This is a genomic window from Vibrio sp. R10-SG-ISO4 (assembly GCF_059834135.1).
Genome location: NZ_JCBDHJ010000018.1, coordinates 232,715 through 252,784, shown reverse-complemented (window position 1 = coordinate 252,784; position 20,070 = coordinate 232,715). Strand labels below are relative to the sequence as shown.

The 20,070-nt window shown below is 50.4% G+C and carries 19 protein-coding genes and 1 pseudogene; 1 reads left to right on the top strand and 19 read right to left on the bottom strand.

The genetic code is table 11. The features are described from left to right. Positions 1–67 precede the first annotated feature (67 nt). A complete protein-coding gene (locus AC6R03_RS14105) occupies positions 68–637 on the top strand; it encodes a UPF0149 family protein (RefSeq protein ID WP_500631941.1) in 570 nt (189 codons plus the stop codon). A 42-nt stretch (positions 638–679) separates the two neighbouring features. Here the strand turns inward: AC6R03_RS14105 and AC6R03_RS14100 are convergent, their stop codons facing one another. The 19 genes and pseudogenes from AC6R03_RS14100 to torA form a co-directional block, all read right to left on the bottom strand. Next, entirely contained in the window at positions 680–1,714 is a 1,035-nt protein-coding gene (locus AC6R03_RS14100; protein WP_500631940.1) for an ion channel, read from the bottom strand. 129 nt (positions 1,715–1,843) lie between these two features. After that, positions 1,844–2,905: a quinolinate synthase NadA gene (nadA, locus tag AC6R03_RS14095; protein WP_500631939.1), complete on the bottom strand. Its 1,062-nt coding sequence runs from the start codon at positions 2,903–2,905 to the stop codon at positions 1,844–1,846. A 199-nt stretch (positions 2,906–3,104) separates the two neighbouring features. Continuing rightward, positions 3,105–3,878 carry a tol-pal system protein YbgF gene (gene ybgF, locus AC6R03_RS14090; RefSeq protein ID WP_500631938.1) on the bottom strand — a complete coding sequence of 258 codons (774 nt, stop codon included), beginning with the start codon at positions 3,876–3,878 and terminating at the stop codon, positions 3,105–3,107. Positions 3,879–3,893: 15 nt separating this feature from the next. Next, a complete protein-coding gene (pal, locus tag AC6R03_RS14085) occupies positions 3,894–4,433 on the bottom strand; it encodes a peptidoglycan-associated lipoprotein Pal (RefSeq protein ID WP_334550954.1) in 540 nt (179 codons plus the stop codon). 32 nt (positions 4,434–4,465) lie between these two features. Next, positions 4,466–5,818 (bottom strand): Tol-Pal system beta propeller repeat protein TolB, encoded by a 1,353-nt coding sequence (gene tolB, locus AC6R03_RS14080; protein WP_500625849.1) that lies wholly within the window; start codon positions 5,816–5,818, stop codon positions 4,466–4,468. 27 nt (positions 5,819–5,845) lie between these two features. Continuing rightward, entirely contained in the window at positions 5,846–6,934 is a 1,089-nt protein-coding gene (tolA, locus tag AC6R03_RS14075; RefSeq protein ID WP_500631937.1) for a cell envelope integrity protein TolA, read from the bottom strand. Between the two features lie 13 nt (positions 6,935–6,947). Next, positions 6,948–7,391: an ExbD/TolR family protein gene (locus tag AC6R03_RS14070; protein ID WP_487902661.1), complete on the bottom strand. Its 444-nt coding sequence runs from the start codon at positions 7,389–7,391 to the stop codon at positions 6,948–6,950. A gap of 5 nt (positions 7,392–7,396) precedes the next feature. After that, positions 7,397–8,095, bottom strand: coding sequence for a protein TolQ (gene tolQ, locus AC6R03_RS14065; protein WP_500631936.1), 699 nt, complete (start codon positions 8,093–8,095; stop codon positions 7,397–7,399). Beyond that, complete coding sequence (gene ybgC, locus AC6R03_RS14060) at positions 8,085–8,489, bottom strand: tol-pal system-associated acyl-CoA thioesterase (protein WP_334550962.1); 405 nt, start codon at positions 8,487–8,489, stop codon at positions 8,085–8,087. The genes tolQ and ybgC overlap by 11 nt, the downstream gene beginning before the upstream one ends. Before the next feature lie 213 nt (positions 8,490–8,702). Then, positions 8,703–9,005, bottom strand: coding sequence for a cyd operon protein YbgE (ybgE, locus tag AC6R03_RS14055; RefSeq protein ID WP_500631935.1), 303 nt, complete (start codon positions 9,003–9,005; stop codon positions 8,703–8,705). After that, a complete protein-coding gene (gene cydX, locus AC6R03_RS14050; protein WP_000270284.1) occupies positions 8,998–9,105 on the bottom strand; it encodes a cytochrome bd-I oxidase subunit CydX in 108 nt (35 codons plus the stop codon). Before cydX ends, ybgE begins: the two co-directional genes overlap by 8 nt. 12 nt (positions 9,106–9,117) lie before the next feature. After that, positions 9,118–10,254, bottom strand: coding sequence for a cytochrome d ubiquinol oxidase subunit II (cydB, locus tag AC6R03_RS14045; RefSeq protein WP_500631934.1), 1,137 nt, complete (start codon positions 10,252–10,254; stop codon positions 9,118–9,120). A 17-nt stretch (positions 10,255–10,271) separates the two neighbouring features. Next, positions 10,272–11,864: a cytochrome ubiquinol oxidase subunit I gene (gene cydA / locus AC6R03_RS14040; protein ID WP_500631933.1), complete on the bottom strand. Its 1,593-nt coding sequence runs from the start codon at positions 11,862–11,864 to the stop codon at positions 10,272–10,274. Positions 11,865–12,358: 494 nt separating this feature from the next. Next, on the bottom strand, positions 12,359–13,366 hold the full coding sequence (ruvB, locus tag AC6R03_RS14035; protein ID WP_334550969.1) for a Holliday junction branch migration DNA helicase RuvB: 1,008 nt from the start codon (positions 13,364–13,366) through the stop codon (positions 12,359–12,361). Positions 13,367–13,387: 21 nt separating this feature from the next. Next, a complete protein-coding gene (ruvA, locus tag AC6R03_RS14030) occupies positions 13,388–14,005 on the bottom strand; it encodes a Holliday junction branch migration protein RuvA (RefSeq protein ID WP_500631932.1) in 618 nt (205 codons plus the stop codon). A gap of 71 nt (positions 14,006–14,076) precedes the next feature. Then, positions 14,077–14,598: a crossover junction endodeoxyribonuclease RuvC gene (gene ruvC / locus AC6R03_RS14025; protein ID WP_500631931.1), complete on the bottom strand. Its 522-nt coding sequence runs from the start codon at positions 14,596–14,598 to the stop codon at positions 14,077–14,079. Positions 14,599–14,664: 66 nt separating this feature from the next. Continuing rightward, entirely contained in the window at positions 14,665–16,407 is a 1,743-nt protein-coding gene (locus AC6R03_RS14020) for a glycoside hydrolase family 36 protein (protein WP_500631953.1), read from the bottom strand. A 186-nt stretch (positions 16,408–16,593) separates the two neighbouring features. Beyond that, positions 16,594–17,410, bottom strand: a pseudogene (locus AC6R03_RS14015) (hypothetical protein). A 179-nt stretch (positions 17,411–17,589) separates the two neighbouring features. Next, positions 17,590–20,052 (bottom strand): trimethylamine-N-oxide reductase TorA, encoded by a 2,463-nt coding sequence (gene torA, locus AC6R03_RS14010; protein ID WP_500631930.1) that lies wholly within the window; start codon positions 20,050–20,052, stop codon positions 17,590–17,592. Between the last annotated feature and the right edge of the window lie 18 nt (positions 20,053–20,070).

Sequence of the window (20,070 nt, the reverse complement as noted above, 5' to 3'; positions counted from 1 at the left end):
CTTTTTCTCTCAGAAAGAGACTGTTAACATTGCTCCATCACAACTCAAACACTCAATGGAACCCATTTTGACGCTACAAGAGATCCTAGCTCTGCCAGAACTAGAAGGCCGACTTATTAACGAAAACAAAACTCGTGGTTTTGTGACTTCCATGGCCGCGGCACCGAACGTGCTGGCACCGGAAGAGTGGCTTCCATTCTTATGGGGCGGTGAAGACGTCGCTCCGTTTTCCGATGGTGAGCAGCTTGAGTCCTACATTGAAGCGGTGATCGCGATGTGGAATGACTACCGCCCTGCCCTGTTAAACAATGAATGGCAATGGCCAGAGAGCTGCCAGATTGATGAAGAAGAGATCGTCAACGAAGCAACACGCGATTTCTGCGAAGGCTTACTGCAAGGTTGGCAGCTCGCGCGCGATGATTGGGAAACCATCATGCCAGAAGAGAGCGAAGATAACGCCCTATTGGGTGGGGTACTGCTTTCTATCAGCATGTTGTACGATCCCGAAACCTCCATCGCCACCTTGGCCGACCAAGGTATTGAGGGTTTAGAGCAGTTTGAAGAGATTTTCAACGCCGTACCTACCATGCTATGCGGCCTTACCATGCGCGGATCAATGCTGGCGGAGCAAGATTAATTCCTGAATGGAAACGAAAAACGCGGCATCACGCCGCGTTTTTTAATCCAACTTTTGCCACTGGAATGACTCGATTCGTTCATCTGAAATATAGAACAGCTTATCGCCCGCTTTGACTTGCCGATCTAAATCCGGGTTCAGCTCAATCCCCTCACCAACATCGATTGCGATTAATGTCGCTTGATGAGTTCGCTTCATGTAATCAAAAATAGGCGCGATGTCGCGCTGAATAAAGCCAGTTGGTAACGTGGTGGAGTACTGCGTCATACCCCGCGTCGAAGCAAGCAACTCTTGATGCAAAGCGCTAGAGCCCGGGTCAACGGCCGCTTTGGCGAGCATTTCTGCACCTACTGCGGGTATGCACTCGGCATTCGGGCAATGCTGGCTAAGAAGCTGGCTGAGCGCCTCATCTTTAAAGTACGCGAGTAAATGAGCCTTGGGGTTCACGTTCGCCGCGTAGAGAGCCGCAGAGAGCGTGATGTCATCTTCTAGATTGTCGACCACGATACAGCTCGCATCGGTGATAGACGCTTTCGCCATCTCTTGCTGGTCGGTATAACTGGTGACTCGCACAAAGCCAATTTCACCAGGCAGTGGGTTTTCGATGTCTGAGCGGCTACACAGTACAATCGGGCGCTTGCCCGCTTCCTCATGCTGTAGCATCCGAATCAAATGCATCGTGCGCTGCCCGTTCCACCCCAACAGTAGTATATGATTCTCCACACCCACTCTCCGTTTTCCTAATACACCGGCTCGCCAATAGTCCACCGCACTGCCCGCCAGTCGTCCAATTAAGGCCGCGAACAAGGTTAAACCACCAGGGATGACAAACAACATCACAACCCATTTTCCTGTGGCAGTCTGCGGTGAGTGATCGCCATAACCCACGGTCGAGGCGGTCACCATCAAAAAATAAAAATAGGTTGAAATATCTTGTGTGAGTGCTTGCTCACCACTGGCATCAAGCAAGACCCATGCAATCAACACGTAGAGAAAAAACAAAATCAGCACATTGCGTGCACTGAGTTTGAACAAGTGCGTCATCATCCACTTTCTAAAGGTGAGCCACAATGTCATGCTGAGTCTCTACTGTTGTGATATTGGCGTCTATGGCTTTCATACTAGCGGATCCCTACAACGAAAAAAACCAGCCAATGCGCTAACACAATGGCTGGTTCTCTCAATAGGCGTTTAACGCATCAAAGATTAGGCGTTGCCTTTCACTTGCAGGTTAAGCTGCTCCGCAAAATCAAGCATGCGGTTAAGCGGGATGAGTGATTTCACTCGTAGCGCTTCATCCACAAAGATTTCGTGCTCTTTGCCGCCATCACGCAGGGCGGTTTCAATCGCTTTAAGCCCATTCATCGCCATCCAAGGGCAGTGTGCACAGCTGCGACACGTTGCACCCGCGCCAGCGGTTGGGGCTTCAATCAGCTCTTTCTCTGGCACCAATTGCTGCATTTTGAAGAAGATACCTTTATCCGTCGCGACGATCATCTGCTTATGTGGCAGCGCCTTAGCGGCTTTGATCAGCTGGCTGGTCGAGCCAACCGCATCGGCCAATTCGACCACACTAGCGGGAGATTCCGGGTGGACCAAAATAGCCGCTTCAGGGTAGACGGCTTTCATCTTACGCAGTGCGTCTGCGGAAAATTCGTCATGAACCACGCACTCCCCTTGCCAAAGCAACATCTCTGCGCCTGTTTTGTTGGCAATGTAAGAGCCTAAGTGACGATCTGGGCCCCAGATGATCGGCTTATCTTGCGCGTCTAAGTGTTCGACGATTTCGAGTGCAATACTCGACGTCACCACCCAATCAGCGCGCGCTTTTACCGCAGCAGACGTGTTGGCGTACACCACCACCGTATGATCAGGGTGTGCATCGCAGAACTCACTGAACTTATCCGCTGGGCAGCCTAAATCAAGAGAACACTCCGCCTCTAGGGTTGGCATCAAGATGCGCTTTTCAGGTGTGAGGATTTTTGCAGATTCACCCATAAAGCGAACACCCGCAATGATCAAAGTGCTGGCTGGGTGACGGTTACCAAACTTCGCCATCTCAAGCGAATCACCCACGAAGCCGCCGGTTTCTTCTGCCAACGCCTGAATTTCAGGATCAGTGTAGTAGTGGGCAATCAGTACCGCGTCTTTTTCTTTCAGCAGCGCTTTAATATTGGCCACGTGGGCCTGCTTTTCTGCATCCGTCAGCGGAACGGGCTTAGGAGGGAATGGGTAAACGGTTTCAATTTTATCGAGTATGTGGCTCATTGCTCTTGCTCTACGCAACTTCCAGTAATCCGAATATTGTAACCCCAAGTGTGTTGTAGATTCCACCTCATCCTTAAAACCGCTGCTTATGCGTAAGAGACAAAGGCTATCGAACCCAAAATGAAGAAGGAGCGACACGCGCTCCTTCTTGTTGATGATGTGTTGCCCCAGGGCGACGAGACACGCGACGATACAGAGTCTACATGCGTTCCTTTGCCATATTGGCGGATGCGCTGGTAGGGTACTCATCGACCACCTGTTGGTAGTACTTATTCGCCTGCGCTTCATTGTTGTTGCGCTTAGCAATGTCACCCAATTTGAGCAGTGCGTCTGCACGCTTGTTGGACTCTGGGTAGGCAATCACAGCGGCAAAGCTGTTCACGGCTTCTTTGTCTTCTTTCTTAGCGAAATAGAGCTGTCCTAACCAGTAGTGGGCATTAGGCGCAAAACTAGAATCTGGGTAGTCTTGCTGGAACTGTTTAAATGCAGCGATCGCGCCGGTGTAATCGCGCTTTTTCAGCACGAGATCGGCGGCGTTTTGATAGGCTTCTTGCTCGCTCGCATCGGAGCTGAATGTGCCGGTCGGCTCGTTGTCTGCGGCATCCGCAGGGACCACAGCAGGCGCGGCGCTGGCTTGAGCGCGCAGCTTATCAAGTTCGATAAACAGCTCACGTTGACGTTGCAGCATTTGCTGCATGTCGTAATTATTCTTTTCGATTTGTCCGCGAAGGTCGCTAATTTCTAGCGCCATACCATCAAGTTGCTGCTGCATTTGTAGCTGCACACGGTTGCGGTTTTCTAATAAGCGTTCAAGACGCTCTACGTCTGACTCGTTACTACGCACAACGGATGTCGACGCAGCGCCGTTGCCACTACTGCCGAGATCAGATACTGGGGCTGGTGCAGCGAGCACAGAGCTCGCTGCACTTGCCAGTAACGTCAGCGTAAACGCTCGCTTTAAGTTACTGAACATGAGGCAATCCTCGAATTAGTACACTAGAACAGCGCGGCGGTTCTTAGCGTAAACATCTTCTGACTGACCAAGAAGAAGAGGTTTCTCTTCACCGTAGCTTACGATAGCGATTTGATCAGCTTGAACACCAAGTGCTTGTAGGTATTTCGCTACGGCTTCCGCACGACGCTCACCTAGGGCAATATTGTACTCAGGCGTACCGCGCTCATCCGCGTGGCCTTCGATAGTCACTTTAAGCGCAGGATCTTTGCTTAGGTATGCCGCGTGTGCTGCTAGCATCTCTTCGTAATCTGCTGCGATAGTTGCATTGTCGAAAGCAAAGTAGATAGTTTGCGTTTCACGTAGCGCTTGCTCTTTTAGTTCTTGCTCAGACAGTTGAGCGTTTTGATCGATAGGAGAGACCATAGTGGTATCTGTACCGTTCGCTGAACCTTGAACTGATTGGTTAGTTTCAGAACCAGAAGCGTTAGCTGCGTCGTCGCTTGAGCTACATGCTGTAACTGCAAGGACAGGAAGCGCAATTAGAAGCCCCTTAAACACTTTATTAAGTTGCATTGTTGATTTTCCTTATTTTAGGTATTTACTTGCTACAAAAATGGTGACCATGCAGGTGCACGAACACGTCCGTTTGTCGCTGGTAATCTCGCTTTAAAACGCCCATCGATGGAGACCATGGACAGCACATTGGCTTTGTTATAGATCGAACTATAAATCACCATGCCACCGTTTGGCGCTATGCTCGGAGATTCATCGAGCAGTGTTTTCGTTAGGATTTGTACCGCCCCTGTTTCTAGGTCTTGTTTTGCAAGGTTAAAACCGGTGTTGCTTTGGTTAACCATCACAAGAAAACGACCATCAGGCGTGATTTGTCCACCTAAATTTTGACTTCCTTGCCAAGTGATTCGACTGGATGACCCGTTTGCCAAATCTACTTGATAAATCTGAGGTTTTCCACCCCGATCCGAGGTAAAGATCAGAGATTTACCATCTGGGTGCCAAAACGGCTCCGTATTATTCGAGCGACCCGTCGTCACCTGAGTTAACTTGCGACTGTTTAGGTCCAGAGTATACACATGCAAGTTACCGGTTTTTGACAGCACCAAAGCCAGCTTACTGCCGTCTGGTGAGAATCGTGGCGCCCCATTGTGACGCGGATAAGAGGTCACTTTTTCACGCTTGCCGGTGTAAATGTTCATGATGTAGATTTCTGCTTGGCCGTTTTGGAAGCTCACATAGGCAAGCTGCTGACCGTCCGGTGACCAAGCTGGTGACATCAATGGTTGTTTAGAGCGCAGCACTAAACGCTCGTTGTAGCCATCATAATCGGCGACGCGAAGCTGATAAGGGAACGTCTCTTTGTCATTGACAACCACATAGGCAATACGGGTCAGAAAGGCGCCGCGTTCACCGGTTAGCTCTTGGTAGACAAGGTCGGCAATGCGGTGCGCGTACTCACGCATGCGATCGCCCGGTACGGTGGCACGCTTGTTAAACAGCACGTGATCTTTTGATAGGACCAATTGACCATCGTCGCTGAGCGCTTTGCTCTGCCCTTGCGTCAACTGACCACGTACCACATCCACTAGCTGGTAGTTGATCACGTAGTTGCCTTCCGCATTTTGGCTAATGCTACCGGTGACGAGAGCATCCACACCGATGCTCGTCCAAGCATCAAAGTTGACGTCAGATTCGTTATACGGCGTTTGTGGCATTTTACTGGTGGCAACTGGGCTAAATTTACCGCTGCGCTGCAAGTCAGATGCAATCACGTTAGACACATCTTCAGGTAACTTGCCTGCACCTTCCCATTGGAAAGGCACAATCGCGATGGGACGCGCAGAATCAATACCGTCGGTAATAACAAGTTCCAAGGCCGCGTTGGCTACTTGAAACAGGCTCATAGTGGTGAGCACCCATCCTAATACTAATCGCTTTAACACAAGCATTTCCTTTTACTCAATCCTGAATTACTCAGGAATTACTCGTAAGTTGATGTCTTTTAACTTGTTCACTATGTCTTGATCGGTTGGCAGCGGAAAGGTGCCGACTTTGGCGACCGCACTCTTAGTCGCAGCGCACAAACGGCTGTCACCCTCTCGAACGCTCAAATTACCAACAATCGCGCCCGATCCCGTGGGTATCAAGCGCAGGTTAACCAAACAAGACTTTCCCCGAAAACTGTCCTCAAGCAATAAATTCTGCTGGATCAGCTGGGTGTAAATCGCTCCGTAGCGGTCCGCTTCACTGGCTACATGGCGTGAACGCGCACTGCTGTTACTCTGTGACTCTGACTCTAGGCCAGCGAAGATATCGTTAAGCGCCGCCTCTTGCTCTTTGCGCTCACGTTCCAGTCGCTGCAAACGCTCCTGCTCTTGACGCGCTTTTTCTGCGGCTTCTTTGGCTGCACGCTCTTTTTCAATCCGCTCTTGCTCAGCCTTCTTCGCCGCTTCTTGTTTCGCTATGCGTTCTTGTTCCGCTTTTTCCGCCGCTTCACGCTCACGACGCGCCTTTTCTTGCGCCTCTTGCGCGGCTTTCTCACGAGCGACGCGCTCTTGTTCTGCTTTAGCAATCGCCGCCTCTTTGGCTAGGCGTTCTTGCTCTGCTTTCTTCACCGCTTCTTCTTTCGCTTTGCGCTCCGCCTCAAGTTTGGCTACACGCTGCTCTTCCGCTTCGCGCTGCTTTTCTTTCTCAACACGGCGTTTTTCTGCTTCGCGCGCCGCTTTGGCTTCTTGCGCTTGCTGCTCTTTTAGCTTGCGAATGCGCTCTTCTTCCGCTTTACGGTTCTGCTCGAGCTTTTCACTTTCTCGGCGCAGCTTATCGAGACGCTCTTGCTCTTTTTTCGCGGCCTCTTCACGCTGGCTGCGAATTTGCTGTGCTTGCGCGCGCACCGCACTTGGGTCTATGACCACCGCTTGCACGAGCTGGCCCGTTGGTTTTGGCGTCGACATGGTGAAATCCGTTCCCCAAATCAGTGCCACCATCAAAGCCACATGAAGCCCAACTGAAATCAGTATGGGCTTTTTGTATTCACGAAATAGAGACTTCTTTTCTTTCATAGATTAGGAGCACTTACTCTTTGATGTCTGTCAGGAGGCCGACTTTAGGAATGCCCGCGCGGCTGAGCTCATCCAGCACCAAGACAACTTCGGCATAAGGGGTGGCCGCGTCGCCGCCCACAGCAACCGGTGAGTCGGGCTTAAGTGAAAGCTCCGCTTTAACTCGCACGATAATGTCTTGCAGTGATAAGCCGCGCACCACGTCTTCGTCGTTGACACTTAGCCCCAAGTTTCCATCTCGGTCGATTTCGACAATGATGAAGCTCGCGTCGCTGTCTCCCGCCATTTCTGAGGCAGGTTTGGCGGTGGAGGTCTTAGGTAGCTCAACATCGACCCCTTGCGTAACAAACGGTGAAGTCACCATAAAGATGATCAGCAGTACCAACATCACGTCAATGTAAGGCACGACGTTGATCTCTGCGGTCATCTTACGCTTTTTCGGTTGATAGCCTGCCATCGCGCTTATTCCTTGGACGCTTTGTCTCTTCCGGCCATCGCTTGACGATGCAAGATACTGTGGAATTCTTCAGAGAAGGTGGCGTAGTTGTGCTCAAGCTTGCCCACTTTATTGCTCAGGCGGTTGTAAGCCATTACCGCAGGAATAGCAGCAAACAGACCCATCGCAGTCGCTACCAATGCTTCGGCGATACCTGGCGCCACCATAGCTAACGTCGCTTGCTTCACTTCACCCAGTGCAATGAAGGCGTGCATGATGCCCCAAACCGTGCCAAATAAACCAATATAAGGGCTGATGGAGCCAACGGTCGCAAGAAACGGCAGATGTGTTTCTAACTCATCGACTTCGCGAGCGACTGCGACGCGCATCGAGCGTCCCGTGCCTTCCATAATGTAGTCTGGCGAATCAGCGTTGGATTTACGTAGGCGAGCAAACTCTGTGAAGCCCGAGTAGAAAATCTCTTCCGTTCCGGCCAGTTCATCTTTGCGCTTATTGGCCGCTTGATAAAGGACAGAAAGATCGGTGCCCGACCAGAACTTATCTTCAAACGTCTCCGCTTCTTTCGCGGCTTGTGAGAGCACTTTACTGCGCTTGATGATCATCGCCCAAGAGGCTATCGACATGCCCAAAAGAATCAGCATGACCATTTTTACCAGCAAGCTTGCTTGCAGGAACAGATCCAGCATGGAAATATCAGCGGTCACCGTGTGTAAACTCCGTAATTATTGACTGAGGTATCGCCGTTGGCCTCATTTTCTCATTATCAATACATGCTACCTTAACCATTGTTTTACACAATGACCTTCCTTCAGGATTAACGATTTCCTGACAGAATGTGAGCGATGCTTTTTTGATTTCTTCGACGCGCGTCAGCACTTTGAGATGGTCGTCTAGACGCGCTCCGTGTAAAAAGTCGATATCCATGTGTCGGACTACAAAACCCAACTTTTGTTCCAGTAAACGCTGTTGCGATACACCGATAGTGCGAAGTAGCTCGGTTCGCGCACGTTCAAAGTACTTTAAGTAGTTGGAGTGATATACCACGCCACCGGCATCGGTATCTTCGTAGTAGACCGTCACTGGCCATTCAAATGTCATCTCGGCTCCTTGTGCCTATCGGTCCCACCGGAGAAAGGACGCAAGCCCATCACAAACGGTTTGTTACTATAACGCAACTCATTGGGGTTTACGCAAGGGCTTATCGGCGCTTTTCAAAGATTGAAACAAAAAAATAGCACTACCTTTCAATCAGTAGTGCTATTTCGCTCATGGAATGAGCGGACGGGTTCGCCTGCGGTGAGGGGATCGCGTTTAGAGCAATCTCACTACGGTGAGGTAGCCCAAAACACTCAAACAGAAATAGGGGCTAAACAGGCACTGCCAAACCCATTTCTGCGGCTTAAAGCCAATGCCATACACCATGCTTGAGCAAATGGCCCAAATCATCAGCGGTGAGATCACGGCATTAAAACCGCCAATGGATGCAGCGTAGCGTTCTGGATCCCACATCACCATAGCGACATGGTAAAAACCCAACACCAAAGATAAGACCCGAAATAGGGTCTTATCCATTGGCGCATGCCACTTAGTGACACGCGCAGTGAGATTACTCACTGTCTTTGTCCATCATTTCTGAGTGCTCTAACCAAAGCGCGTTAATGATGCCGAACGCACACGCTAAGAGTACACCCAGAATCCATGCGAAATACCACATAATTGTTGCTCCTTAGTAGAGTGAGTTTTTGTTGTCTTCGATGTATTTATTATCGAGACGGCCAAACATTTTGTAGTAGGTCCACGATGTGTAACCCAAAATCACAGGTACCATCACGGCCGCAACCGCGGTCATTAGGTTCAGTGTGAGCTCAGATGACGTCGCATCCCACATGGTTAGGCTGTGACTTGGCATCAAATCCGATGGCATTACGAATGGGAACATCGCAAAACCTGCGGTCAAAATGACGCCCGCATTACCAAGGCTCGATGCCAAGAAGGCAAAGCCGCCTTTTTCAAATCGAGACGCCACTACCGCCAACAGAGGCATCGCCACACCCAGTGCAGGTGCTAGCCACATCAGTGGGTAGGATTCAAAGTTGCTCATCCATGCGCCAGCTTCACGCACCACTTCTTTATTGAGTGGGTTTGACGCCGCATTGCCATCAATCACGCTAGTGATCACATAACCATCAATGCTTTGTACCCAAAAACCCGCGCCCACAAAGGCAGCCGCTGTCAGTAGACCCATCAGTTGAGCCACGCCACGAGCACGAGCGTGCACGTCATCGGTGGTTTTCATCTGTAGCCAGGTTGCGCCTTGCATGATGATCATAAACAAGCTCACTATGCCACACAGCAGAGCAAATGGGTTCAACAAGCCAAAGAAGGAACCGTGATAGGTCGGCATCAAGAACTCATTGAGTTGGAACGGAACCCCTTGCAGCAAGTTACCAAACGCCACACCAAAGATAATCGGTGGGACAAAACCGCTGATTGAGATACAGATATCCCAAGTGTTACGCCATTTAGGATCTTCAATCTTAGAGCGGTAATCGAGACCAATCGGACGCAACCAGAGTGCTGCCAATGTCACGATCATCGCCAGATAGAAACCGGAGAACGAGGTCGCGTACACCAGTGGCCAAGCGGCAAACAGCGCGCCACCCGCGGTAATCAACCACACTTGGTTACCGTCCCAGTGCGGGGCGATAGAGTTGATCATGACACGACGTTCGTTGTCATTTTTGCCGATAACAGGGACCAGCGCACCAACCCCCATATCGAAACCGTCAGTAATGGCGAAGCCTATTAGTAGAACACCAATCAGTACCCACCAAATCAATCGCAAGATTTCGTATTCAAACATCTGTGTTTCTCCTTGCCTTAAGCTTCTACTTGGCGACTAACTTTGTCTTCAACAGAGTTAGCATCTTGCTCGAAGTGGTAGCGACCTGTTTTCAGGCTGCTCGGTCCCTTGCGTGCAAATTTCACCATCAGGTAGACCTCTGCAATCAAGAACACGGTGTAAAGCGCCAAAATGGCAAACAGCGACGTCCAGATTTCACCCGCAGTCAACGCTGATGCAGCAACGTGAACTGGTAGGATTTCACCCACAGCCCAAGGCTGACGACCAAACTCGGCGACAAACCACCCCGCTTCAACCGCAATCCAAGGCAATGGGATACTAAATAGCGCCGCTTTGTGGATCCACGCTTTCTGTTCGATTTTCTGACGACAGGTCTGGATAAACGCCGCGCCAAAGACAAACAGCATGATGAAACCACACGCCACCATAATACGGAACGACCAGAATAGAGGCCAAACAGTAGGAATGGAGTCATCCGCCGCCGCTTGAATTTGCTCTTCTGACGCATCGACAACGTTGTCGGTGTAACGCTTGAGCAGCAAGCCGTAGCCAAGGTCGCCCTTCACTTCGTCAAACGCCGCAACGTTTTCAGCAGATTGGTCACCAGCGCGCAGCTTCTCTAACAGCTCATAAGCAAGCATACCAGTGCGGATACGCTCGACGTGCTGATCACGCAAATCACGAAGGCCCGTCACTTCCTCATCAAACGAACGTGTCGCGATAATACCCATAACGTAAGGGATCTTAATCGCGTAATCGGTGTGCATGGTCTCTTGGTTAGGGACACCAAACAGAGTAAAGGCCGCTGGGGCTGGCTCTGTGTGCCACTCAGCTTCAACTGCCGCAAGTTTCACTTTCTGCACTTCACCCAATTCGTAACCTGACTCATCGCCAAGGACGATAGTCGACAAAATCGCCGCCATACCGAAAGAAGCCGCAATCGCAAACGAACGACGCGCAAACGCAATGTCACGACCTTTCAATAAGTAGTAAGAGCTGATGCCTAGCACGAACATAGCGCCCGTCGTGTAACCTGAAGCGACCGTGTGAACGAATTTAACTTGTGCCACTGGGTTGAGCACCACTTCGGCAAAGCTCACCATTTCCATACGCATGGTTTCGAAGTTGAACTCTGCGCCAACTGGGTTTTGCATCCAACCGTTGGCCACCAAGATCCACAACGCCGAAAAGTTGGAGCCAAGCGCAACGAGCCAAGTGACGGCTAAGTGTTGACGCTTAGAGAGCCTGTCCCAGCCAAAGAAGAATAAGCCGACAAAGGTGGATTCGAGGAAAAAGGCAACCAGTGCTTCGATGGCCAAAGGCGCACCAAAGATGTCACCTACGTAGTGAGAATAGTAAGACCAGTTGGTTCCGAATTGGAATTCCATGGTCAGGCCCGTTGCTACACCTAGGGCGAAGTTAATACCAAACAGCTTACCCCAGAACTTGGTCATGTCCTTGTAGATTTGCTTATCGGTCATCACGTACAGAGACTCCATGATGGCGAGTAAGAACGCCATTCCGAGAGTCAACGGTACGAAGAGGAAGTGATACATCGCGGTTAATGCAAACTGCAACCGCGACAGATCCACTACGTCAATATCGAACATTGATTACTCCTTTTGTGCCGGCTGAAGACACTTTACTTCCATTGATGCAGCATGATTATTCGTTACCCAATCTTAAAGGTTGTTATCAGATAACGGCTTACTGTTGCAAAAATGTACCGTAACAGTTAGTTAATTGTTAAGCATCAGCTAATATAGCTGGGACTAATATTACTGCTAAAAATTCTGCGTTTCAAAAGGTTTATAGAAACTGTCCGCTTTGATTTGTATCAACTTTAGTGCCGCATTTTTGATTAATTTTCCATCAAATTGATCTGTATCAAAAGAAAATCAGCGCGGATGTTAATGGGGCGTAATTAGACGGGTCGAATTCATTTTTATGCAGAACAAGCGATTAACAAAACACCTTATTTCATTAACCATAAAGGGGTAGTAAAGAATTTACATTTGTGACATTGATCACCAAAAATAGAAAACCAGCTCATCGGAGCTGGTTATGCAAACTTAGTTTTCATTCACGATTGGGCATTGACTCGCTAAGACTTGTCGATACCAAAATGGAGATAAGCTCGATCGGTCGCAATACGACCTCTTGGTGTGCGTTGCAGATACCCCTGTTGAATGAGGTAAGGTTCAAGAACGTCTTCGATGGTGTCTTTCTCTTCACCTATCGCTGCCGCCATGTTGTCGAGGCCAACCGGTCCGCCACCAAATTTCTCCATAATGGCGAGCAGTAATTTCCTATCCATGTAATCGAAGCCTTTGGCATCAACATCAAGCATATTGAGCGCTTTGTCTGCGGTGTCAGCGCAAATATGGCCATTGCCTTTTACTTCAGCGTAGTCACGTACGCGGCGTAGCAGTCGGTTGGCGATACGAGGCGTGCCTCGCGCTCGGCGCGCGACTTCAAGCGCCCCTTCCGCATCCATCGACAGCCCTAGACAATCGGCACTTCGCTGGACAATGTGCTGCAAATCGGCGATTTTGTAATACTCCAAACGCTGAGTAATACCAAAACGATCGCGCAGTGGCGACGTCAACGACCCGGCTCTCGTGGTAGCGCCAATCAGGGTAAACGGAGGCAAATCAATTTTAATTGACCGCGCCGCCGGGCCTTCACCAATCATAATATCAAGCTGATAGTCTTCCATTGCAGGATAGAGCACCTCTTCAACCATTGGGCTCAAGCGGTGTATCTCATCAATAAACAACACATCATTTTCTTCGAGATTGGTTAACAAGGCGGCCAAATCGCCCGCTTTTTCAAGTACTGGCCCCGAGGTGGTACGAATGTTAACGCCCATCTCGTTAGCCACAATGTTCGCCAGCGTGGTTTTACCCAGACCCGGAGGACCAAAGATCAACAAGTGATCGAGGGCTTCGCTGCGCAAATTGGCGGCTTTGATGAAAATTTCCATTTGATCACGGACATGATCCTGGCCTTGGTAATCTTCGAGCTTTTTCGGGCGTATTGCACGGTCAATGACGTCTTCTTCTTTGTAGACAGCATTGTCTGGGGCAATCAGGCGATCCGCTTCAATCATGACTGTTTACCTTTCAATGGGCTAGACCATAGATTTGAGCGCTTCACGAATCAATTCTTCGCTGCTCATCTCTGACGTTTTCACCTGCGATACCACTTTAGACGCCTGGGTTGGCTTATAGCCAAGCGCAAGCAGCGCACTGATCGCCTCTTCTTCCGCATTCGATTGACTTGATTGTGTCGCCGAATCCATCGGCGCGGCATCAGTATGTGGCGTGAACAAGTCGCCCGCTCCCCAGCCTTTGAGGCGATCCTTCATCTCAACCACCAATCGTTCTGCGGTTTTTTTGCCTACTCCAGGCAGCTTAACCAAGGTAGAGACATCTTCTCGCTCGACACAGGCGACAAACTGACTCGCCGTCATACCCGATAAAATGCCAAGCCCCAGTTTTGGCCCTACGCCATTGGCTTTGATCACTTCACGAAACAGCGCTCTCTCTTTGACGGTATTAAAGCCGTACAACAACTGCGCATCTTCACGAACCACAAAGTGTGTGTAGATGATCGCTTCTTCACCAATGTTGGGCAATTCATAGAAGCAGCTCATAGGCATTTGAACTTCGTAGCCTATCCCGCTGACTTCAATCAGCAATTCTGGGGGTTGTTTCTCAATTAAAATGCCGCGCAATCGTCCAATCACTGGTTCGTCCTATTCGCTGTATAAAAGTGGTTTGATGATAATAAAGAACTGGATATATAGCCAGTAAAAAACTAGCGGTAGCGTCCTCGTCGTGCGCTGGTCGCTTTTCCCGCCAGCGCCACTAAGGTTTTGTTGGTATTCGCATGACAAATCGCCACACCCAGCGCATCGGCGGCGTCCGCCTGTGGTTTGGCTGGCAGTTTGAGCATCGACTGAACCATGTGCTGCACTTGCTCTTTGTCCGCGCCGCCATTACCCACTACAGCTTGTTTAATCAGACGCGCAGCGTATTCGTACACCGGCAACTCAGCATTCACCGCCGCCACAATAGCGCTGCCTCGGGCTTGACCTAATTTAAGTGCGGAATCGGCATTGCGCGCCATAAAGACCTGTTCAATAGCGAACACATCGGGCTGAAACTGGGTGATGATCTCCGAAACGCCCGCATAAATTTGCTTGAGCCTGCCGGGTAATTCCGATTCTGACGTGCGGATACAACCGCTGCCGAGGTAGTGAAGATGTCGACCTGTTTGGCGAATCACGCCATATCCGGTAATTCTTGAGCCCGGATCGATTCCTATAATTATCGACATTGAGATCCTAGATTGGCAAAAAACGTCATTCTACCCAATCGATGGGGGAATATGTAGCGCAAAGCATCAAGACGGAGCGGTAATGATCGCGCGGCTCGATAAGCCCGCCTCAAGCGTCACTTCAATCACTTGCTCAGGCTCAGCGGTCAGCTTCTCGCCACTCCAATAATCAAACCAATACACCGGGTAATCGGAGGTCAACGTGACTTCTCGGCCGGTTTGGTGGTAGTTAAATAAGCAGTGTAAGTCGTTACGCTCAGTCAGTTTCAAAAACCCATGATGCAGGTTAAACGCGGTAAACTTGGCGGCGTCTTGATTATGGTTGTGTCGCATCACCAGTTTCGCTAGGGTCTTTTTCGCGAATGTGGTGAGATCCGGTAGAGGGTCGCCAGAGAGCAGTAATCCGCCACTGGCTAATAACACATCACGATGGAATTCATACGCTTGACGTTCCGCTGCCTGATTGGGCAACGAGACCAACGTCGCGCAATCGGGGTCGATTTGCCACAGTTTGCGATGCTGCCAACTGCGGTAGAAGGTCTCTTTGGCGATTTGTTCAAATCGCCTTGGGTCTCGCTCGACATCATCGGATACGCGCATCGCATCTACCATGCCTAGCGACGGCCACATTGGGGCATTGCAGCCCAGTAGCCACGCATCGCCTGCCCCTTGAGCAATGGCATCCATCCCCATTCGGTAGGCTTCCACCCCAGTAATGCCTGACTGCCAACGGTGACCTTTTAACGCTCCCCAATAGTTAGCATCAAGCTTAAACAGCTCAATTCCCCACTCTTCACGCATGGTCTTAAACACATGGGTGAGATGATCTTGCACATCCGAGTGAGTCGTATCGAGCAGATACCAAGGCGTACATCGCCAGCCCGCATAGGTGACGTCTTCTGCTTTCATGATCTGGCCATTGTCATGGGTGACAAACCAATCTGGATGCTGGCGAAAAATGGTTGAGTTGCCCTCGGCAATAAAAGGCGCGACCCAAATCGCAGGCTTTTTGCCGCTGCGCTTTATCTCCTCAATCAAGAACGCAAGCCCAGACGGAAACTGCTCAGATGGCGAAAGCCAATCGCCCATAAACGCTTGATAGCCATCATCAATTAACACGTACTCGAGCGGCTTAATGTTCTCTTTCATGCAGCGCACATTGTCGCGAATCTGCTGCTCTTTGACTTGCGCATAATAGGCATACCAAGAGCACCAGCCCAGCGGCGAGACACCATCAACACCTGCACGCGGTGGATGATGTTTGGCAATGCAGTCACTGAAGGTTTCATACAGTCCGGAAAGTGAAGAGCCTTGTAGCACAACAACCGATTCGAGTTCGCTATAGCTCCAATCACTAGGGTGGGTATTTTCACCATCAATGTAAGCCGTGAGGGTACGCGTACCCTTCTGCTCTCTCACCTCAAAATAGCCGGCGAAACGCCGACAAGAGGTAAAGCCAAACAAGGTGTAGCCCAGCGAGTCTTCGACCACCAGATAGTTGTAATAGCGTTTAGGTTCGTTGGAGCCATAGAGCCGATAGCTCGCGCTGTTGTCGGGGCAGCGACCGATATCCACCGGCTTGTCGATGGTGCCGGTGGTTTGAGCGAGCATTTGAAAGCCATCACCAAGTACCGTTGCCTGACGCTCAAACTGAAAATCCGTTGAGAACAGTGCGTAGTGTGAGCCGAATGGATCATTACTTAAGCCTTGGAAGCGAAAGTGGACTTCGTTGCCCTCTGCCACCGCATCAAGATCGCGGCTCGGCACATACAGCACCTGCTCGTTATCTAATCGAATCACTTGGCCCATCTCGTTACCTCTCACCACAACGATTGACATTACAGCACTGCTCACCGTGCCTGTCTAACCAACAAATCTATTGCAAATCACACTTTTATCACTATATGTGATGGTTTTTGTTTTCGCCAAATTTCGGCGCAACGAAAAATGCCGCTTCACAGGAAGCGGCATTGACCATACAAAACGCATTGAACGTTAGAACTGGTAGTTAAATTCGATGCGGTGATCGCCTTTCGCGTAGTTGACGTTCTCGTTCCAGTTGGCAAAGTAACGAACGTTGGCGCGTGGGTTGATTTGGTAAGAGACCGCCGCTTCGTGCGCGTACAGGGTATCTTCACCTGCACCAAAAGCATTGTCTTTGTAGAAGCTTGAGCCAGACATGGTGCCTAGGTACATTGGGTTGTAGTTGATCCAGATGCTCTCAGTCACTTCGATTTTGCTGTACATACCCACAACATAGAATGTGCCGTGAATGTCCCAGCGATCTTGCGCTTGGTTGTCTGTCGCAGCTTGGGGATTTTCACCAAATGCGACGCCCGCTCCTGCCAATGGGTAGAAGTTTACCGGGCCCATTTTAGGCAACGCTTGAATAAAACTGTAAGAGACGCTGCCTTGAGTACCCATTGCCTCGCCGTTTTGGCGTTGTGTTTTGGAATCCAAGATTCACGTCCACCTGCGAGCCACGACCGTTAGTCATATCCACGCTGAAGTGGCGGTAGCGTAAACTATCGATGCTGTTGTCGTTGTCTGAACGTGTGCCGCCATTCCAGCCAAGATCTTCACCAAGGAAGCCTTTCACCTCTGCGATGTGCATCGCCATCGTGGTTGGATTGCCGGTGTCGTACGCTTGACCGAGTTTCAGGTTCAGACCTTTGTCGGTATAACCGACACCCGCCTGGGTATAGACCGCCAACGGATCCGACATGTCCTGCACATCTTCATTGGCTACTGCATTAAAGTGCACCAACGCCAACGCGCTCAGTGCGAATAGAGGTTTGTTGCTCATCGCCATCTCCACAAAGTTGTTCAGCGATGTCCCTTTCACTGATTATTGGAATTAAACGTGGCGAATTATGCGGTTATCGTGCTCGAACTGATAGGAATAACCATTATTCCCAAAACAGGGAGTGATCAGGTCACTAAAATAGGAAAAGACCAGCGCGATGCTGGTCTTTGCTGGCTACATGGGTGCTACATGACCTCAATCGGCCCGCCGAAGGCGGTCACTGGCGGTAATGTGCCGGTGTATTTTTCGAAGTCCACCAGACAAGTGTTAGCAGAGGTCGCTTGCGCTAGCTCAGAGGACGGGATGTCTTGAGTCAGCGTATTCGGATCGCCGTAGGTATCCAACGCGCCCACTTTTTCGTTGAGTGGCCCATACCATGCGCCCTCTTCGATACGTACCACGCCTGGGGCGTAGCTATCGGTCAACACGGCGCCAGCAAGTAGCTGACCTCGGCCGTTGAACACTCGAACCACATCGCCCTCTTTGATGCCTTTGCGTTTAGCATCGGTTGGGTTGATGTAGATAGGCTCACGCCCCTGCACCGCGTAGGTCGCACGAAACGCTTCAGATTCACACATCTGTGAGTGCAGACGCTTGTCTGGGTGGCACGATTGTAGCCAGTAGGGGTACTGCTGTGAACCTGGGCCGCCGTGCGAGCGCTCGGATTTTTCAAACCACATCGGGTGTTCTTGGCAGAACTCATAGCCCATATTACCGATCGTGCGGCTGGTGATTTCAATAAAGCCCGATGGCGTGCCCAGCGCGTTGATTTCCGGGTCTTCACGGAACGAAGCGTGACGAACCCAAGGTTCACCTTGGCCAAAGTCAAGGAAACCTTGTTGCCAGAACACATCAAATTCAGGCATGTCAAACTTGCCTTTGTTGGCTTCACGGCAGTTATCATAGAGTGATTTTATCCACTCCATCTCGCTCATACCACGCGTGTAATCCTCAGAACGACCCCAACGGCGCGTCAGTTCCGTCATGATGTCAAAGTCGGTTTTCGACTGGAACAGCGGATCAACCAGCTTATGCATAGCGATTAAGCCACGGCCAGAGTAAGCACCGTAACCATCAATATCGTTACGCTCAAACTGAGTACAGGCGGGCAAGACGATATCAGCGTGACGGCAAGTGGCCGTCCAAGCGAAATCAATCGCTACCACGGTTTGCAGCGTTTTGAACGCTTGGCGCATTTTGTTGCGGTCTTGATGGTGATGCCAAGGGTTGTTGCCACTGAACACCATCATTTTGATGTCTGGCAGGGTAACCACAGCACCATTGGCGTTGATTTTTTTACCCGGCTCGAGCAAGGCATCCACCCAACGCGCCACCGGAATCACGCGGCTATAGCCGTTGAAATCTTGATTGGTATGCTTTGGTTCTTGACCTTGATCGATGTTAAGCGGAAACGATCCCGGCGCAGCAAATCCCGTCGAGGATACACCGATACCTGAGTAATGGTGACCGTAAGAGATACCGCCACCAGGCAAACCAATCTGCCCCACCATTGCAGCAATCACGGCGCACATCCAATATGGCTGCTCACCGTGCTCCTGACGTTGGATACTCCAGCCGACCAAGATCTGAGTGCGGCCATTCACAAGCATGCGCGCAAATTGGCGAATCTCGTCGGCGGATGCGCCGCAAATCTCTGCCGCCCACTCGGGTGTTTTTTCGACCTTGTCTTTGGTCTTACCTTGCACGTAGTCAATAAACTCTTCAAAACCAAGACAGTAGGTATCAATGAAGTCTTTGTCGTACAGATCTTCGTTGTACAGCACGTGCGCGATTGCAAGCATAAAAGGCACATCCGTTTGCGGGTGGATGTATTGCAACTCATTACCTAGATAGCGCGCAGTTTTGTTGCGTACTGGATCAACGGAGATGACATTGACGCGCTTCTGCGCGACTTTTTCTTTCAACTGCTCAAGATAGGCAAACGACTCGTGCGTTTCACATGTCCAGCCCACTTGTAGGTTTTTGACCGGATCGTTACCCCACAACACGATGTTGTCGCTGTTTTCGAGGATCAGCTCCCATGATGTGCCTTGCGCGTACACCTCGGTGGAACCCAACACATAAGGCAAAATAGTTTGCCCCGCGCCGGTTGAATAGTCGCCGACCTTTTTCACTGAGTAACCATGTAAACCCATCGCTCGCTGCATATGGTTGTTACAGCTGTGCATCTGACCGGTTTGACGCCAACCAGTTTGTCCAGTGTGCAAAGCCCAAGGGCCATACTCTTTTTGCACGCGTTCCAACTCACGATAGAAAAGATCCAGAGCCTCATCCCAAGTGACTCGAACAAAACGGTTGTTGCCGCGTGTATCGGTCGAGTACTTATGCTTTTTCAACCAATCCAAACGCACCATAGGGTAGCGTACACGAGAGGGGCTGTAGATGATCCCTTTGATGCCATTCAGCATATCGGTTGGGTACTTATCGACTTCAAGCGGCTTGATTTCTTGTACTTTCCCGCCCCAGATACGGGCACGAAATGCGCCCCAGTGTGAGCCAGATACCTTCCAGGTACCCTCCACTTCTCCGGCGTGCGCCGCAGCCGACGTCAGTAAGCTCGGCCCAATCAAGGAGGCAGCACTGGTTCCCGCAACACCTTTTAGAAAACTTCTTCTTGTGATTGCCATTATTTGTTACTCCATTGC

Coding starts and splice junctions, on each gene's coding strand:
- tolA (WP_500631937.1), bottom strand. CDS start 6,934: ATGAAAGAAAAGAAGTCTCTATTTCGTGAATACAAAAAGCCCATACTG.
- nadA (WP_500631939.1), bottom strand. CDS start 2,905: ATGAGCCACATACTCGATAAAATTGAAACCGTTTACCCATTCCCTCCT.
- pal (WP_334550954.1), bottom strand. CDS start 4,433: ATGCAACTTAATAAAGTGTTTAAGGGGCTTCTAATTGCGCTTCCTGTC.
- AC6R03_RS14100 (WP_500631940.1), bottom strand. CDS start 1,714: ATGACATTGTGGCTCACCTTTAGAAAGTGGATGATGACGCACTTGTTC.
- ybgC (WP_334550962.1), bottom strand. CDS start 8,489: ATGACATTTGAATGGCCAGTGACGGTCTACTACGAAGATACCGATGCC.
- ybgF (WP_500631938.1), bottom strand. CDS start 3,878: ATGTTCAGTAACTTAAAGCGAGCGTTTACGCTGACGTTACTGGCAAGT.
- ruvC (WP_500631931.1), bottom strand. CDS start 14,598: ATGTCGATAATTATAGGAATCGATCCGGGCTCAAGAATTACCGGATAT.
- cydX (WP_000270284.1), bottom strand. CDS start 9,105: ATGTGGTATTTCGCATGGATTCTGGGTGTACTCTTAGCGTGTGCGTTC.
- ruvB (WP_334550969.1), bottom strand. CDS start 13,366: ATGATTGAAGCGGATCGCCTGATTGCCCCAGACAATGCTGTCTACAAA.
- torA (WP_500631930.1), bottom strand. CDS start 20,052: ATGGCAATCACAAGAAGAAGTTTTCTAAAAGGTGTTGCGGGAACCAGT.
- AC6R03_RS14020 (WP_500631953.1), bottom strand. CDS start 16,407: ATGGGCCAAGTGATTCGATTAGATAACGAGCAGGTGCTGTATGTGCCG.
- cydB (WP_500631934.1), bottom strand. CDS start 10,254: ATGTTTGAATACGAAATCTTGCGATTGATTTGGTGGGTACTGATTGGT.
- cydA (WP_500631933.1), bottom strand. CDS start 11,864: ATGTTCGATATTGACGTAGTGGATCTGTCGCGGTTGCAGTTTGCATTA.
- AC6R03_RS14070 (WP_487902661.1), bottom strand. CDS start 7,391: ATGGCAGGCTATCAACCGAAAAAGCGTAAGATGACCGCAGAGATCAAC.